Here is a 16,355-nt window from a genome sequence, read left to right on the forward strand (position 1 = left end):
GGAGACCAGCATGGCACGATCCCGTCAACTGCATCTCGGCGCCTTCATGCGGCCCGTCAGCATCCATACCGGCGCATGGCGTTATCCCGGCGCGATCCCCGACGCCAATTTCAACTTCCCCGCGCTCAAGCGCTTCGCCCGGAAACTCGAGCATGGGAAGTTCGACGCGTTTTTCATGGCGGACCATCTGGGCGTGCTCAACCTGCCGGTCGAGGCGCTCAAGCGGAGCCATACCGTCACGTCGTTCGAACCCTTCACCTTGCTCTCGGCTTTGGCCGGCGCGACCGAGCGGATCGGGCTGGTCGCGACCGCATCGACCACGTTCGACGAGCCCTTCCATGTCGCGCGCCGCTTCGCCTCGCTCGATCATCTGAGCGGCGGGCGGGCTGGGTGGAACATCGTCACCACCGCCAATCCGGATTCGGCGCTCAATTTCGGCTATGAGGTTCAGCCCGATCATGGCGCGCGGTACGTCCGTGCGCGCGAATTCTACGATGTCGTCACCGGACTATGGGACAGTTTCGCCGACGATGCCTTCGTCCGCGATGTCGAGGCCGGCATCTATTTCGATCCCGACCGGCTGCATGTGCTCGATCATAAGGGGCCGCAATTTGCGGTGCGCGGGCCGCTCAACATCGCGCGACCGGTGCAGGGCTGGCCCGTGATCGTCCAGGCTGGCGCATCCGAGCCGGGGCGCCAGCTTGCCGCCGAAACCGCCGAAGTCGTGTTCGGGGCGGAATCGACGATCGAGAGCGGCAAGGCTTTCTACGCGGACGTGAAGGGCCGGATGGCGCGGATCGGACGCAATCCCGATCATCTCAAGATCCTGCCCGCGGCGTTCGTGGTGGTCGGCGAGACCGTCGCCGAGGCGCAGGCCAAGCGTTCGCATCTCGACAGCCTCGTCCATTATGACAGCGGCATCCATTCGCTGTCGGGCATGCTCGGCCATGATGTTTCGGGCTACGATCCCGACGGGCCGCTCCCTGAAATCCCCGACACCAATGCCAGCAAGAGCGCGCGCGAGCGGATCCTGAGCTACGCCCGCGAGAAAGGCGTCACTATCCGCCAGCTCGCCGCCAAGGCGGGCAGCTATGCGGGTCTGGCCTTCGTCGGCACGCCTGCGTCGATCGCCGATGAGATGGAGCGCTGGCTCGATGAGCGCGCTTCGGACGGGTTCAACGTGATGTTCCCCTATTTGCCCGAGGGGCTCGACGATTTCGTCGATACGGTCGTACCCGAGTTGCAGCGGCGCGGCATCTTCCGCAGCGACTATGCGGGCACGACCTTGCGCGAGCATCTCGGCCTGCCCCGACCAGCAAACCAATTCTTTGCGCCGCGTGACGCGGCGGTCGCGGCGGAGTGACGGCCGCTCTCCTATGAGGCCTGCTCGAGCGGATATTCGAAAAACTGGCAATTTTTTTTCGTGGCCGCCCCCTATCACCAGGCGGGGAGACCAGAATGACAGTCGCACGATCGGTCCGTTTGATCGCCGCCACCCTGATGGCGTTGGCCGCACCGGCCGCGCATGCGCAGGCGACAGCCGCGGAGACGATCCACGATCGCATATTGCCGTTCGATCCCCACCTCGATCTCGACACGAATTTCGACGTGCCGGGCGCACCCGCTACTGCCGACGGCCCTACCCAGTTCGATCTCGCCAAGACCAAGCGCGGCGGGATCAAGGCGGTCGGGCTGGCCGTGTTCGTGCCGCAGGAGGATGAGAGCCCCGCTTTCCTCGCCAAGGCGCGCGGCATCGCCGAGGCCAAGCATCGCATCATCTTCGGGCTCGCCGCGCATTATCCCGGCCAGGCAGAACGTGCGCTGACGCCCGACGACGTCCGCCGCATTGCCGCGGCGGGCAAGCTCGCGATCGTCGAGACGGTGGTGAATGGCGGCGCGTTCGTCGACAGCCTCGACGATATCGACCGCTGGCAGCAGGCCGGCGTGCGGATCTTCGGCCTCGTCCATGCCGGGCATAACCGGCTGGCCGACAGCTCGCGCCCGGCGATCACGCGCGGCGAGGGGCCGTCGCGCAATGGCGGGCTGTCGTCGCTCGGCAGGCAGGTGGTGGAGCGGCTCAACCGGCTGGGCGTGCTGATCGACGTCTCGCAACTGAGCGATGCCGCATTCGACGATGTGCTGCGCCTCACCCGCGCGCCGGTGATCGCGAGCCATTCGGACGTGCGGGCTTTGGTCGACAATGGCCGCAACCTCACCGACGCCCAGCTCGATGCGATCAAGGCCAATGGCGGCGTGGTCGCGATCAACGCGTTCAGCGCCTATCTTCATCCGCAGGATCCGGCCGTCACCGCCAAAGTGAAAGCGCTGCAGGCCCAATATGGCATCGTCGACGGCAAGGGCGCGCGCCTCACCCCCGAGCAACTCACCGCCTATAATCAGGCGTTCCACGATCTGCTCGGCGAGCAACCCAAGGCGAGCCTCGCCGAACTGGCCGATGCGATCGATTATGCGGTCAAGCGGATCGGGATCGACCATGTCGCGATCTCGTCGGACTTCAACCATGGCGGCGGCGTGATCGGCTGGGCGAATGAAGGCGAGGCCGGCAACGTCACCGCCGAACTCGTCCGGCGCGGCTACAATGAAGCGGACATCGCCAAATTGTGGAGCGGCAATGTGCTGCGTGTCTGGGCGCAGGCGATCGCCGTCGCGCAGCGGAAGTAGGCGCGATGCGGCGTCGGTCTTTCCTGCTGCTGATCGCCGGGCTCGCCGGCTGCACGCCACACGATCAGGCGAGCGACACTGCGGTTCTCCGCGTCGGCAGCCAGCGCGGCGGGACGAAAGCGCTGTTGCTCGCCTCGGGCACGCTCGACGGCGCGCCGTATAAAGTGGAATGGTCCGAATTTCCGGCGGCGCAGAATCTGATCGAGGCGATCGGCGCCGGGGCGGTCGATGTCGGCATGGCGGGCGACGCCCCGTTCCAGTTCGCCTATCAGAGCGGGCAGCCGATCAAGGCGGTCGGTGCGCTCGCCGCGCATCCGCGCCCGCCCGGCGCGCTCGACATCCTCGTGCCGCGCGCGTCGCCGATCCGCACGGTCGCCGATCTCAGGGGCAAGCGCATCGCCACGACGCGCGGATCGATCGGCCATTATCTGATCCTGCGCGCGATCGATGCCGCCGGGCTCACGATGAAAGACGTACAGATCGTCTTCCTCTCGCCGGCCGACAGCAAGGCCGCGCTCGATTCCGGATCGATCGACGCCTGGTCGACCTGGTCGCCCTACGTGCCGGCCGCGCTCGCCGACGGCGCGCGGATCATCGCCGACGGATCGTCTTATTATAGCGGCACGGCGTTCGACGTCGCTTATGCCGGATCGGCGCAGAGCAAGCAGGCCTTGCTGACCGATTTCCTGCGTCGCGAGACGCGCGCCTACGCCTGGGCCAAGGCGCATCCGGCGGATTATGCGAAGGTGCTGGCGCGCGAGACGGGGCTGCCGCCCGCGATCGCTTTGTACCACGTCACGCATCAGCCGCTCGTCCGTACGCCGATCGATGCCGCGCTCGAGGCGGGCGAGCGTGAGGTCGTCGCCAACTTCCGCAAGGCGGGTGCGCTGGCGGGGAGCCAGCCGCTGGATGGTGCTTATGCGCCGCTGGAGTGAGTGGTGGGAAACCGAAAATTTCCGTCACCCCGGGCTTGACCCGGGGTCCCGCTTCTTGTGTTTCGTCGAAAGTGAGCGGGACCCCGGGTCAAGCCCGGGGTGACGATGAAATACGTCTTCTCACTCACCCATCAGCACCATCAAAGTCGCTATAAGAACCACTCGATATTCGCCCGAAGCCCTCCGCCCTACGAAGACCCCTCACCGGAGATCTTCGCAATGGCGCACCCGCCCCCACCAGCCAACACCGTCGCCGAAGCGGATGTCCTCATCATCGGCGGCGGCATGGCGGCGACATGGGCGGCGGTCTCCGCCGCGCGCGAGGGGGCGGACGTCCTGCTGGTCGACAAAGGCTTCGTCGGCACCAGCGGGGTGACCGCGACCGGCGGACCGAACCATTGGTGGGTTCCGCCCGATCCGGGCCGGCGCGAGGCGGCAATCGAGGATCGCTATGCGCGCAGCTTCGGGCTCGCCGAGCGCGCATGGATGGCGCGGATCATCGAGACGACCTGGCGCACCTTGCCCGAACTGACCGGCTATTATGCCTTCGATACCGACGGGCGCGGCGGGACCTATTATTCGGGGCTGCGCGGGCCGGAATATCTGCGCGCGTTGCGCCGCTATGCGATCGCCAAGGGGGTGCGCATCCGCGATCATCATCCGGCGCTCGAACTGCTCGTGCATGACGACGGGACGATCGCGGGCGCCGCGGGCTACGATCGGCTCGCGCGCAAGCCGTGGATCGTGCGCGCGGCGGCGGTGGTGCTCGCGACCGGCGGCTGCGCGTTCAAATCGGGGCTGATCGGCAGCGATACCAATACCGGAGACGGCTATCTGATGGCGGCCGAGGCCGGCGCCGAGCTTTCGGGTATGGAATTCGCCGGCGCCTACACTTTATCGCCCGCGTGGAATTCGACGCGGACCTTGCCTTACCCCTCGGCGCGCTTCTTCGACGCCGATGGGCGAGAACTCGACATCCCGCCGCAAGGCGCCGCGCATAATCGCGCGCTGGCGGAGGCGATGCTGGCCGGCCCGGTCTTCGCGGATCTCAGCGACGCGCCCGCTCTGCTCAAGCAGATCCTGCCGCGCATCCAGCCCGCCTCGCCCGCGCCGTTCGAGCGGCGCGGGCTCGATATCTTCGCCGATCGCTTCGAGGTGAAATTGTACGGCGAGGGCATGATCCGCGGCATGGGCGGGCTGCGCATCGTCGACGAAGACTGCCAGACGACCGTGCCCGGCCTGTTCGCCGCGGGCGACACCGCCACGCGCGAGCTGATCGCCGGCGCGACCAGCGGCGGCGGCGCGCAGAATTCGGCCTGGGCGCTGACATCGGGGCTCGCCGCCGGGGTCGGCGCGGCGCGGACAGCGCGGCGCGACGGCCGCCGCGTGGGTGCCCGGGCGCTCGCCGTGGGGGCTGCAGGCCTGCGACCGACCGCCTCACCCCGTTCGATCGACGAGGGCGCAGCGGTGCAGGCGATCCAGAACGAGGCATTGGCCTATGACCGGGTGCTATGGCGCAGCGGCGCAACCTTGCTCGCCGGCAAGGCAGTGCTCGACGGGCTATGGAACGAGATCGGCGCGCACAGCCATGCCGAAGGGCTAGCGCAGGTCCGCGCGCGCGAGACCGCCGCGATGACCGCGACCGCGCGCTGGTGCAATGCCGCAGCACTCGCCCGCACCGAAAGCCGCGGCATGCACGTCCGCACAGATTTTCCCGATCTTGCGCCCGAACAGACAAGGCGCCTGCTGATCGGCGGGCTCGACCGGATATGGACCCGCCCCGAAGCGCCGCAACGCGTCGAGTTGGCCGCATGATCGCGCATATCTTCGCCGAGCGCTGCACCGGCTGCAACGATTGCGTCGCCGCCTGTCCGACCCACGTGTTCGATCCCGGCGCCGACGGCGTCCCCATGATCGCGCGGCTCGATCAGTGCCAGACCTGCTTCATGTGCGAACTCTATTGCGAGGCCGACGCGCTCTATGTCGCGCCCGATCAGCGCAATCCCGAGGCGATCGATCCCGCCGCAATCCTTGCCTCGGGCCATGTCGGCCGGCTGCGGCACGATTATGGCTGGGACCGCCCGGCCGAAGGCGAAGGCCATCTCGCCGAATTCTGGCGGCTCGGGCCGCTTCTGCGCGAGGGCGCCGAGATCGCGGCGCGGCGCTACGAGGATCGGGCGAAGCTGCGCGCGGCCGATCAGTGTCCCGCCCCTTTGGCCGCCTCGTTGAACGAGCGGTCATAGCCCCCGGCCAGATCGGGCACGGTCGCAATGATCCCCGCCTTGCGATAGCGCTCGAAAATCTCGCGCTGCTCGGCGACGACCTGGTCGTCGATCTCTACCGGCGTGCCGAGATTGCTCTCGATCGAGAAGAGCGCGACCTCGAACGGAATGCCGGTCTCTTTCGCGAGCACCGCCGCATAATCGCGCGGATGCGCGCGCGCCCAGATCCGCGCACGGCTCAGCCGCTGGACGAAATCGTTCAGCAGTGGCCGTTTGGCGGCGATAGCGGCGTTGCTCGCGGCGTAGAAGCCGACATTGCCGGGCAGGCGGCTGCCGTCCGCCAGGATGCGATCGCCGTCCTCGATCGCGGCGATGCCGACATAGCTGCCCCACGTCGACCAGGCATCGATCGCGCCCGATCCCAGCGCCGCCTTGGCCTGCCCGTTATCGAGATAGACCCATTGGACGTCATGCGGCCCGAGCCCGGCTTTCTCTAGCAGTTTGAGCGCCAGATCCTGCCCGGCCGAACCGCGCACCGTGGCGAGCCTGTGCCCCTTGAGATCGGCCAGGGTGTGCAGCGGTGAATTCTTCCTGACGATGATCGCCGAGGCCCGCCCCGCCCGCGCCGGATCGACGCGATAGGCAAACACCGCCTTGATCGGCTGGCCACTGGCATACGCGAAAGCAAACGGCGCGCCGCCGATCCCGCCGACGTCGATCGCGTTGGCGCCGAGCGCCTCGAGCAAAGGCGCGGCGGCGGGGAACAGCGCAAAATCGAGCTTGTAGGGGACATGATCCAGCTCGCCGGCCGCGCGGAGCAGAGCCTGCACGCCGCCGCGCTGATCCCCGACGATCAGCACCGGCCGGCTGGCGGCTTTGGTCGCAGGCCGCTCCGTCCGCCAGACGAGCAACGCCACGACGACCACCACGATCAGGAGTGCGGCGAGCCCCCACCAGCGACGGGGGACCGACGGATAAGCGTGCTCGGACGGCATGATCTTCTCTCCGGCTGCGGGGAATCGAAATGCACGGCGCGGACGACGACGTTCACCCGCAGGCTCTCCGTTTCGGCACGCCGCCGCCACGTAGTTATCGTGGCGACCGGATTAGAAAAACTTCCAATCGCCGCGGCATTATCGATTTATCTTCGTCATGCATTCTTGTTACGAACAATCCAATTGATCGAATGATTGATCTTATATTTGGATTATCCATAGTCTTATGAGAATATCTCATCGACTTTCACTTCTGGAGATCGGCACCGCGCTTGTCGTGTCGGCGGCTGGCGCTCAGAGCGCCTATGGCGACGCGCGCAATTCCGCGCCGACCGCGCAGAGCTGGGCCGATATCGCCCGCCTGCCCGATCTCAGCGGGGTATGGACGCCCGGGCCGATGGACAAATTCCCGCCGGGCAGCACCACCGCCCCGCCATGGAAGCCCGAGATCGCGCAGCAGGTCGCGGCGCTCCAGAAGCTTGAGGAAAGTGGCCGGCCGCAGAATATATACATCAATTGCCTGCCCGAGGGCCTGCCGAGTTCGGTCACCCAGACGCTCAATTCGGTCGAGTTCCTGGTCACGCCGGGACGGGTCACGATCCTCGGCGAGTTCGACGGCAATCGCCTGCGCCGCATCTGGACCGATGGGCGCGGCCACCCGCCCGATCCCGATCCCACGTTCAGCGGCCATTCGATCGGCCATTGGGAGGGCAACAGCCTGGTGATCGATACGATCGGCTTCCTGCCCGAGGTCTATATCCCGATGGGCCAGGGCGTCGGTATCCCCAACAATGGCGACATGCATGTGCGCGAGCGGATCACCCTGATCGATGCGAACACCTTGCGGCAAGAGATCGAGGTGACCGCGCCGAAGGTGCTCGCCGCGCCGTGGAAGGCGGTGCGCAGCTTCACGCGCCATCGCGAGCGCCAATATGATTTCGTCAAATCCTCCTGCCGCCAGGGCGACTTCCTCGAAAGCAAGGACGCGCACGGCAATGCCGTGTTCGCGCCGATCCCCAAGGATCCCGGCGGTGCGCCCGTGCCACCCGATCAGCCCACCACAACGGGACACCAGTGACGATGCGACCTATCCTCCTTGCCGGCGCGCTCATGAGTGCGGCCCCCGCGCTGGCCCATCACAGCTTCGCGATGTTCGATCCGGCCAAAAGGATGACGATCGATGGCACCATCGAGACGCTGCAATGGACTGCGCCTCACGTGATCCTGTGGGTCCGGGCCGGCAAGGTCGGCCCCTATGACGCCGGGCTGTGGTCGGTCGAACTGCCGACCAGCCCGGGCAATCTCGGCAAGATGGGCTGGTCGCGCACCACGGTCGCGCCGGGCGACAAGATCCGCGTCGATATCGATCCGATCCGCGACGGGCGCCGGTCGGGCAGTTTCAAGCGGGCCGTCCTCGTCCGCACCGGCAAGGTGCTGACGGTCGGCCCGGTTCCCGGCGGCACCAACGATCCCGCCGCCAAATGAGGGATTCCCTGGTGCGCAAGATCATCCTGCTCGCCGGCGCGGCGTCGTTCGCCTGCGCCGCGGTCGCGGCTCCACCGTCCGATCCAATCAAGCCGGCGCCGACCGCAGCCGAATGGGCGGCGCTCGCCCGCCTGCCCGACTGGAGCGGCACATGGTCACCCGACGTCACCGATCAGAATGCCCAGATCAAGACCAACCCGGTGCCGTGGAAACCGGAGATCCAGAAGCAGGTCGATCACTGGGTCGCCGAGGAACAGGCCGGTCGACCCAAGGGCCTGCTGCTCGATTGCCTGCCGCACGGCATGCCGAGCCTGATCCTGATCTCGCACAATGCGATGGAGATATTGTTCACCCCCGGCCGCGTCACGTTGCTGGGCGAGTCCGACGGCAACCGGCTGCTCCGCATCTGGACCGACGGGCGCCCCCACTCGCCCGACCCTGATCCCAGCTTCCACGGCGAGACGATCGGCCATTGGGAGGGTGATGCTTTGGTGACCGATACGATCGCGATCCTCCCGCAAGTCTATCTGGCGGTGAGCGAGGCGGTCGGCATTCCCAACAATGGCGACATGCACATCACCCAGCGCGTCCACCTGACCGCGCCCGACACCCTCGCCTTCGATCTCACGATCGACGCGCCGAAGATCCTGACCCGCCCGTGGACGACACGGCGGCTTTACTATCGCAAGCGGCAGCGCAGCCACGAAATCGTCGAAGGAGTTTGCCGCCAGGGCGATTTCCGCGATGCGACCGACCCATGGGGCAATGCCATCTTCGAGCCCGCCTTCCAGCAGAACGGCAATATCCTGCCCACCCCCGGAAAATGAGATATCGCATGCATAAGATCATCCTGCCCCTGCTCGTTTTCGCATTCGCCGCGCCGGCGAGCGCGCATCACAGCTTCGCGATGTTCGATCCGGCCAGGACCGTGACCCTCAACGGCACGATCAAGGAATTCCGCTGGGTCAATCCGCACGTGTCCCTGTTCGTACTGGCGGATCATCCCGGCGCGGCACCCGAATTGTGGGCTGTCGAATTGACGAGCCCCGGCAACCTCACACGGCTCGGCTGGACCCGTAAATCGCTGGCGCCCGGCGACAAGGTGACGGTCGAGGTCAATCCGTTGCGCGACGGCCAGAAAGGCGGCGGCTTTCGCAAGCTGACGCTGGTTTCGACCGGTCAGGTGCTGGTGGCGCGGTTGATCGATATCGAGAAGAATGGGGAGAGGTGAGATTATCCAATCCGTCATCCCCGCGAAGGCGGGGATCCCTATCTCTGAAGCTCACAAATAATTCGGAAGGTTAGAGTTTATGGATTCCCGCCTCCGCGGGAATGACGGGATTGGCAAACCCTCACTGCGACAACGTGAACCCGATCCACCGCCCGAACGCGACGATCACCACCCACAGCAGCAAAGACGCCCCGCCCGAAAGCTTCGGCAGCACCGCTCCCTCGCGATCGAGATGGCGGTGCGCGAAGAGATGGAATCCGATCATGTTGAGCCCGGCCAGCACCAGCAGGATCAACTTGCCGAGAAAGTAGAAGTTCGCCGAATAGCTGATCGGATTGGCGGTGAAGAGCAATCCGCCGGTAATCGCGGCGATCACGAACGCGATCCACGTCACAGGCAGCACCGCGCGGATCAGATCGCGTGGATCGCGGTCGCGCGAGGCGAGACCGACCAGTCGCAGATCGACGATCATGATCGATCCCACCACCAGGGCGATCGCGATGACATGAAGCGATTCGATCGCGGGAAAGGCGGCGGGGGAATTGGTCAGCGCCATCGACAGCCGGGTTTCCGACAGCCAGGTCGCGAAATCTTGCAGGCTCAAGGCGTGATGGTCCTCGTGTCAAACATGCGGATCAGGAGGGCGCGCCGGGCCAGGCGTTGACGTAGGCGATCCAGCGCCCCGCCACGATCACCGCCAGCCACAAGGCCAAGGCGACGATCGCGACGAGCTTGCGCGCCGGCGCGACCGCGATCGCGCCGCCGGGCGCCAGCGTGAAAACGGCCCGGTGCGACCATGTGAGGCCCAGAGCCGCCACGATCAGCGCCATCTTGATCCAGAATATCATGCGAAAGATCGCGCGGGTCGGCTCGCCCGCGATCAGCAGCGCACCGGTCACCGCCAGCACCGTGACCGCGATCGTCACCGGCCACAGATAGCGATCGAGGATCGCGGCGATCGGCTGCCCGTGTTCGACCAGGCCGGCGATGCGCAAATTGATGAACAGCACGCCCGACAGCACCACCGCGACGCTCAGGATATGGATCGTCTGCAGGCTGGGGATGATCCAGTCGTGGCTCGCGATCAGGATGTTGAGCCAGCCGCCCGAAAGTTGGCCGGTGAGGCGAAGGAGAGCGTCGTTGACCATGGGGCCGACTCTAAAGACGGCGCGGCGTCAGGAATAATGGTGCTTGCTTATAAGCCTTATGCGGCGCGCTTGAGCGCGCGCTCGCTGATGATCATTCCTTAGTGGTGACGCACAAAAACTCGCTTCCCGGCGATCGGGACGATGATAGGCCGGAGGCGCGACTATCAGCGAGTATCACATGATCGACGACGACCCACCTCCGGCGCCGCCGGGCCATTATTGGGACATCGATGCGATCGCATCGGACCTGCGCTCGGCACGCGACGACTGGCGCGCGGCGCATCGCCGCCATGCCGAGCATGGCGCGGTCGGCTTTCCCTCACGCATCCTGCTCGAAAAGATCATGAGTGCCATGTGCGGCGCGCTGTTCCCGCTCCGCCTCGGGCCGAGTTTCGTGCGCCACCATAACGAGGATGCGTTCGTCGCCGAAACGCTCCAGACCGCGCTTGCGCGCCTCTATGGCCAGATCCGGCTCGAGCTCGGCTATGTCCTTCGCGACGATGCCACCGGCCAGCTCGAATCCGAGGCTGCGCGGATCATCGGCCAGTTCGCCGCCGCGCTGCCGGCACTCCGCCGTCTGCTCGATACCGATGTCGCCGCGGCTTATGCCGGCGATCCGGCGGCGCGCAGCGTCGACGAGATATTGCTCTGCTATCCCGGCATGCTCGCAATCATCCACCACCGGCTGGCACACCGGCTTTACCAGCTCGGCGCGCCGCTGGTAGCGCGGATCATCGCCGAGATCGCCAATTCGAAGACCGGGATCGATATCCATCCGGGTGCGTCGATCGGCGAGAGCTTCTTCATCGATCATGGCACCGGCGTGGTGATCGGCGAAACCGCGATTATCGGCAAACGCGTGCGCCTGTATCAGGCGGTGACGCTCGGTGCGCGCAGCTTCCCCGCCGACGACGAGGGCATCTTGCACAAGGGCCTCCCTCGCCATCCGATCGTCGAGGACGATGTGGTGATCTATGCCGGCGCGACCATCCTCGGTCGCATCACGATCGGGCGCGGGTCGACGATCGGCGGCAATGTGTGGCTGACGGCGAGCGTGCCGGCGAACAGCGCGGTCAAGCAGGCGAGTGCGCTCAGGAACGAAACGGTGGTAGAGGAGGTCGCGTAATCTGTCGTCGCCCCTGCGAAGGCAGGGGCCCATATCTCGCCCAACAAGAGATGCCTTGGAGGCGAAAGAGATGGGCCCCTGCCTTCGCAGGGGCGACGGGCGTTAGGCCACTTCGCGCTGTTCGTCGCGCCGCGCGACCAGATCGCGCACCAGCGGGAGCAGATCCCGCCCGTAGGCAATCGAATCCTCCAGCGGTTCGAAGCCGCGGATCAGGAAATGATCGACGCCGAGGTCGTAATAATCGAGCATCGCATCCGCCACCTGTTCAGGCGTGCCGACCAGCCCGGTCGAATTGCCCGAAGCGCCACCCAATGCCGCAACGCCGGTCCACAGCCTCTTGTCGACGCGATAGCCGCGCGCCGCCGTCTGGAGCAGGCGCTGCGATCCGGCATTGGCGGGCGCATGACCCTCGGTCTTGAGCCCCGCCGCCTCGCGCAGCGCGCGCACCTGTTCGACGATCTCGTCGGCGCGCTTCCACGCCGCTTCCTCGGTGTCGGCGATGACCGGGCGCAGCGACAGCGAGAAGCCCGGCCGGCGGCCATGCCGCGCCGCCGCCGCGCGCACGCGCGACACGACCTCGCGCACTTCATCGAGCCGCTCGCCCCACAAGGCATAGACATCGGCGTGCTTGCCCGACACCTCGATCGCGATGTCGGACGATCCGCCGAAAAAGACCGGCAGGTTGGTCGGCTTGATCGCGGCGATCGCCTGACGGATCGTGTAGAAGCGGCCCTGATGGTCGAACGGTTTCTCGGCGGTCCATTCCTGGCGCAGGATCGTCAGATATTCGTCGGTGCGGCGATAGCGATCCTCCTTGACCGAGATGTCGCCATCCTTCGCCATCTCGTCATCCGCCCCGCCGGTGATGATGTGAACCGCGACGCGGCTGCCCGAGAGCGCATCGAGCGTCGCAAGCTGTCGCGCCGCCAAAGTCGGCTGGGTGAAGCCCGGCCTGTGCGCGACGAGGAATCCCAGCGTCTTGGTCTTCGCGGCGGCATGCGCGGCGACGATCTGGCTTTCGGGCGAGCTCGATCCGAACGGGATCAACACGCGATCGAACCCGCCCTCCTCCTGCGCCCTCGCCGCGGCCTCGACATAGTCGACGTCGAGCTCGCGCCCGCGCACCGCGCCGTGAATCTCGCTGTGATTGTTGAAGCCGATATAGCCGATGAACTTGACGCTCATGATGGTCTCCTGACGATCGAAGGACAGCGCACACCCTGCCGTTAGCGGCGGTCCCAAGCGTGCGGCGGCCATGCCGGTTGGAAGGACGACGGTTCGGCACGGCCAGGCAATGGAGTTTCTCTGCACTGCACATTTGCAATCCTCATACGGCGCAAATCCGGTATATAATCGATTGATTCACAATGGTTTTTATTGCCGATCGGCAGGGCAGCAACAAAGGCTTTAAAGGGCTAAATCGAAAGCCTCATCGTTATTTCCTATCGTTTGAATAGGATATAGATCGAAGCCGGGACTTCGCATCGCCGACGAAGGCGCAGGAGCGGACGCGCAGCCGCACACCTGTTCGGAGTATCCCGGCCATTCGTCCCTCGTCGGTCTGTCACGCGCCGACGGCGGAAACGGGAGCGAGAAGCCGAAATGACCGTCAATCTTCCGACCACCCTGCTCCGAAGCTTCGTCGCGATCGTCGACACCGGATCGATGCTCAACGCCGCCGAGCAGGTCTTCGTCACGCAATCGGCGCTGAGCCTGCAGATCAAGCGGCTCGAGGAATTGGTGCAGCAACCGATCTTCACCCGCGAGGGCCGACGGCTGGCGCTGACGCCGATCGGCGAGGTGCTGCTCGATTATGCCCGGCGCGTGCTCAACCTGCACGACGAGGCCATCGTCGCGATCAGTTCGGGCCATTTCTCGGGTCCGGTGCGGATCGGCATGGTGCAGGACTTCGCCGAGACTTTGCTGCCTGGCCTGCTCGCCCGCTTCGCCGAGTTGCACCCCGATTCCCAGATCTATGCACGTGTCGCCGGCACGGCCGAGCTGCTGACCCTGTTCGACCGCGGCCAGCTCGATCTGGTGATCGGCTATGCTGCGGGTGACGATCCGCACGCGGTGAAGGTTGCACCGATGGCCTGGTACGGCCGCGATGATCTGGCCGAACGCAACGTCATCCCGCTCGCGGTGCTGGAGAAACCGTGCCGCTTCCGCGAGGCCGCGATCGCCAGCCTGGATGCGGCGAAGCGGCCGTGGCGGATCGCGATCGAGACGCCCAATCTGTCGACCCTGCGCGCCGCGGTGGAAGCCGGGCTCGGCCTCACCTGCCGCACACATCTGTTCCTGCCCGCCGAGGCCAGCCTCGCCTCGCTCGCTTTGCCGCCGCTGCCCAAGGTCGCCTGCATCATCAGCCGCAACCATGACGCCAATCAGGCAACCGAACGCCTGTCAGAACTGGCGACCGAGGTGGTCCTGCAGCTTTAAGGTGGGGCGTCCAGGTCAAACCCTCACGTTATTGCTGACCCGCTCATACTACGCTCATACTATAAGCGCCCATCAAGGCAGGAATGATATCATCTCGTTGGTCGCCGTTCGGCCCGCTTCCTATGCTTCGCCTATAGTCATGGAGGTGGACCGATGAGCAATGCCACGACCGAAAGCCTGACCGCGCAATTCGAGCAACTCCACGCCGAACGCGTGCGCAGCTGGGAGCCCGCCAAACTCGCCAAGAATGTCGACCAGAGGCGGCGGCTGGTCGACGCCTTCGATCCCGCCGCGATCGTCCAGATTGGCGATGCCGTCGACCCGTTCGTGCTGACCGATTCCGATGGCGGGACGCTGACGCTCGACAGCCTCACCGCGCACGGCCCGGTCGCCTTGATCTTCTTCCGCTTCGCCGGCTGCCCGGCCTGCAATCTGGCGCTGCCTTATTATGACCGCCAGCTCCGTCCGGCGCTGGAGGCGGCGGGGGTGACTTTGGTTGCGGTGAGCCCGCATCTGCCGGAAAAGGGGTTGGGCGACATCAGGGCGCGCCACGGCCTCGGCTTCCGGGTCGCATCGGACCGCGGCAACGCACTCGGCCGCCGCTTCCGCATCACCTTCTCGCGCGGCGAAGTCCCGGCCGGCCAGCCGACCCCGGGCTGGATCGGCGAACTGACCGGCACCGGCACCGCCGAACTGCCGGAGCCGACGGTGGTAATCATCGATCGCGACCATGTGGTGCGTTTCGTCGATGTCAGCCCCGACTGGCTGATCCGCACCGAGGCGCCCGAGATCATCGATGCGGTGGCGAAACTGACGCTGCGCGCCGCCGCCTGAACCGCTGGGTTCGCACACCGAGCGCCTCTTATAGATTGTCGAGGGTTTCTCGTAAGACAGGCGCGCCGTTTGGCTTATGGGGCCGACGGCACGCCGCCCCTCGACAAGGATCCTTCATGCAGTTTCGCAAGCTCGGCCGTACCGATATCGACGTCAGCCTGATCTGCCTCGGCACGATGACGTGGGGCTCGCAGAATACAGAGGCCGAGGGCCATGCCCAGATCGATTATGCGCTCGATCAGGGGGTCAATTTCCTCGACACGGCCGAGGGTTATCCGGTCACCCCGGTGAGCGTCGAGACGCAGGGACGGACCGAGGAGATCATCGGCAGCTGGATCGCGAAGGGCAAACGCCGCAGCGATATCATCCTCGCTACCAAGGTGGCAGGCCCCGGCCGGCCCAACGATGTGCGCAAGTTTCGAGGTGGTGGCAATCGGCTCGATCGGCGCAACATCGAGCAGGCTATCGATACCAGCCTCAAGCGACTGCAGACCGACTATGTCGATCTCTACCAATTGCATTGGCCCGACCGCACGGTTGCCTCGTTCGGCGGGCGCGGCATCGGCAAGCTCGACGATCATCCTGATACGGTCTCGATCGAAGAGACGCTGAGCGCGCTGGACGACCTGATCAAGGCGGGCAAGGTGCGCCATGTCGGCGTATCGAACGAGACACCGTGGGGCGTCAGCGAGTTCCTGCGGCTCTCGCGCGACGCCGGATTGCCGAGGATCGCCTCGATCCAGAATGCGTATAATCTGCTCAACCGGGTGTTCGAGATCGGCCTGTCGGAATTCGCGTTGCGCGAGAAGGTCGGACTGCTCGCTTATTCACCGCTTGCCGCCGGCAATCTCAGCGGCAAATATCTCGGCGGCACCGTTCCGCCCGGATCGCGGCGTTCGGTGGCGCAGCAATTCACCCGTTACGATACACCGGGCCAATTGCCCGCGAGCGCGCGCTATGTCGCGCTGGCGCATGCGCACGGGATCGATCCGTCGCAGCTCGCGCTGGCTTATGTGAACAGCCGGCCGTTCGTGACCTCGACGATCATCGGCGCGACCTCGCTGGACCAGTTGCGCACCGATATCGGCAGTGTGGACGTGACTTTGTCGCCCGAAGTTCTGGCCGAGATCGAGGCGATCCAGCGCGCGATCCCGGATCCGTGTCCGTAAGCCGCCCATATCGTCACCCCGGCCTTGAGCCGGGGTCCCGCTAACTTTTGACGGAACAGAAGAAGCGGGACCCCGGCTCAAGCCCGGGG

At 65.8% G+C, this 16,355-nt stretch carries 17 protein-coding genes; 13 read left to right on the forward strand and 4 right to left on the reverse strand.

Translation table 11 applies throughout. From position 1 onward, the window contains the following. Nucleotides 1-10 precede the first annotated feature (10 nt). The 5 genes from AB4Z44_RS09125 (at nucleotide 11) to AB4Z44_RS09145 (ending at nucleotide 5,860) form a co-directional block, all read left to right on the forward strand. A complete protein-coding gene (locus AB4Z44_RS09125) occupies nucleotides 11-1,363 on the forward strand; it encodes an LLM class flavin-dependent oxidoreductase (protein ID WP_404713725.1) in 1,353 nt (450 codons plus the stop codon). Nucleotides 1,364-1,458: 95 nt separating this feature from the next. Continuing rightward, nucleotides 1,459-2,682 (forward strand): dipeptidase, encoded by a 1,224-nt coding sequence (locus AB4Z44_RS09130; RefSeq protein ID WP_404713726.1) that lies wholly within the window; start codon nucleotides 1,459-1,461, stop codon nucleotides 2,680-2,682. Between the two features lie 5 nt (nucleotides 2,683-2,687). Beyond that, nucleotides 2,688-3,617 carry an ABC transporter substrate-binding protein gene (locus tag AB4Z44_RS09135; RefSeq protein WP_404713727.1) on the forward strand — a complete coding sequence of 310 codons (930 nt, stop codon included), beginning with the start codon at nucleotides 2,688-2,690 and terminating at the stop codon, nucleotides 3,615-3,617. 219 nt (nucleotides 3,618-3,836) lie between these two features. Further along, nucleotides 3,837-5,432, forward strand: coding sequence for an FAD-dependent oxidoreductase (locus tag AB4Z44_RS09140; protein WP_404713728.1), 1,596 nt, complete (start codon nucleotides 3,837-3,839; stop codon nucleotides 5,430-5,432). Next, nucleotides 5,429-5,860 (forward strand): ferredoxin family protein, encoded by a 432-nt coding sequence (locus AB4Z44_RS09145; RefSeq protein WP_404713729.1) that lies wholly within the window; start codon nucleotides 5,429-5,431, stop codon nucleotides 5,858-5,860. Before AB4Z44_RS09140 ends, AB4Z44_RS09145 begins: the two co-directional genes overlap by 4 nt. On the opposite strand, the gene AB4Z44_RS09150 is transcribed toward AB4Z44_RS09145, so the two are convergent. Continuing rightward, nucleotides 5,815-6,834, reverse strand: a complete 1,020-nt coding sequence (locus AB4Z44_RS09150) for an ABC transporter substrate-binding protein (protein WP_404713730.1) — start codon at nucleotides 6,832-6,834, stop codon at nucleotides 5,815-5,817. The genes AB4Z44_RS09145 and AB4Z44_RS09150 overlap by 46 nt on opposite strands. A 226-nt stretch (nucleotides 6,835-7,060) precedes the next feature. Between AB4Z44_RS09150 and AB4Z44_RS09155 the strand changes: the two genes are divergently transcribed. From AB4Z44_RS09155 to AB4Z44_RS09170, 4 genes are read left to right on the forward strand one after another with little or no spacing between them, the layout of a single operon-like run. After that, nucleotides 7,061-7,912, forward strand: a complete 852-nt coding sequence (locus AB4Z44_RS09155; protein WP_404713731.1) for a hypothetical protein — start codon at nucleotides 7,061-7,063, stop codon at nucleotides 7,910-7,912. A 2-nt stretch (nucleotides 7,913-7,914) separates the two neighbouring features. Further along, nucleotides 7,915-8,319: a DUF6152 family protein gene (locus tag AB4Z44_RS09160; RefSeq protein ID WP_404713732.1), complete on the forward strand. Its 405-nt coding sequence runs from the start codon at nucleotides 7,915-7,917 to the stop codon at nucleotides 8,317-8,319. Nucleotides 8,320-8,330: 11 nt separating this feature from the next. Then, the gene (locus AB4Z44_RS09165; protein WP_404713733.1) at nucleotides 8,331-9,146 is read left to right on the forward strand and encodes a hypothetical protein; all 816 of its coding nucleotides are present in this window, start codon (nucleotides 8,331-8,333) and stop codon (nucleotides 9,144-9,146) included. An 8-nt stretch (nucleotides 9,147-9,154) separates the two neighbouring features. Beyond that, nucleotides 9,155-9,550, forward strand: coding sequence for a DUF6152 family protein (locus AB4Z44_RS09170; protein ID WP_404713734.1), 396 nt, complete (start codon nucleotides 9,155-9,157; stop codon nucleotides 9,548-9,550). A gap of 121 nt (nucleotides 9,551-9,671) precedes the next feature. Here the strand turns inward: AB4Z44_RS09170 and AB4Z44_RS09175 are convergent, their stop codons facing one another. Beyond that, on the reverse strand, nucleotides 9,672-10,154 hold the full coding sequence (locus AB4Z44_RS09175; RefSeq protein ID WP_404713735.1) for a DUF6644 family protein: 483 nt from the start codon (nucleotides 10,152-10,154) through the stop codon (nucleotides 9,672-9,674). Nucleotides 10,155-10,185: 31 nt separating this feature from the next. Then, nucleotides 10,186-10,698, reverse strand: coding sequence for a DUF6644 family protein (locus tag AB4Z44_RS09180; protein WP_404713736.1), 513 nt, complete (start codon nucleotides 10,696-10,698; stop codon nucleotides 10,186-10,188). Nucleotides 10,699-10,876: 178 nt separating this feature from the next. On the opposite strand from AB4Z44_RS09180, the gene epsC reads away from it, so the two are divergent. Further along, on the forward strand, nucleotides 10,877-11,824 hold the full coding sequence (gene epsC / locus AB4Z44_RS09185) for a serine O-acetyltransferase EpsC (RefSeq protein WP_404713737.1): 948 nt from the start codon (nucleotides 10,877-10,879) through the stop codon (nucleotides 11,822-11,824). 102 nt (nucleotides 11,825-11,926) lie between these two features. Here epsC and AB4Z44_RS09190 read toward each other — a convergent pair whose 3' ends face one another. Further along, a complete protein-coding gene (locus AB4Z44_RS09190; protein ID WP_404713738.1) occupies nucleotides 11,927-13,009 on the reverse strand; it encodes an LLM class flavin-dependent oxidoreductase in 1,083 nt (360 codons plus the stop codon). A 417-nt stretch (nucleotides 13,010-13,426) separates the two neighbouring features. Here AB4Z44_RS09190 and AB4Z44_RS09195 point away from each other — a divergent pair, with 417 nt between their 5' ends. From AB4Z44_RS09195 to AB4Z44_RS09205, 3 genes are all read left to right on the forward strand, one after another. After that, entirely contained in the window at nucleotides 13,427-14,263 is an 837-nt protein-coding gene (locus tag AB4Z44_RS09195; RefSeq protein WP_404713739.1) for a LysR substrate-binding domain-containing protein, read from the forward strand. Nucleotides 14,264-14,416: 153 nt separating this feature from the next. Continuing rightward, nucleotides 14,417-15,097 carry a peroxiredoxin-like family protein gene (locus tag AB4Z44_RS09200; RefSeq protein WP_404713740.1) on the forward strand — a complete coding sequence of 227 codons (681 nt, stop codon included), beginning with the start codon at nucleotides 14,417-14,419 and terminating at the stop codon, nucleotides 15,095-15,097. 116 nt (nucleotides 15,098-15,213) lie between these two features. Then, a complete protein-coding gene (locus AB4Z44_RS09205; protein WP_404713741.1) occupies nucleotides 15,214-16,266 on the forward strand; it encodes an aldo/keto reductase in 1,053 nt (350 codons plus the stop codon). The last annotated feature ends 89 nt before the right edge of the window (nucleotides 16,267-16,355 follow it).

It is taken from the genome of Sphingomonas sp. MMS24-J13 (assembly GCF_044905095.1).
Lineage (GTDB): Bacteria > Pseudomonadota > Alphaproteobacteria > Sphingomonadales > Sphingomonadaceae > Sphingomonas_I.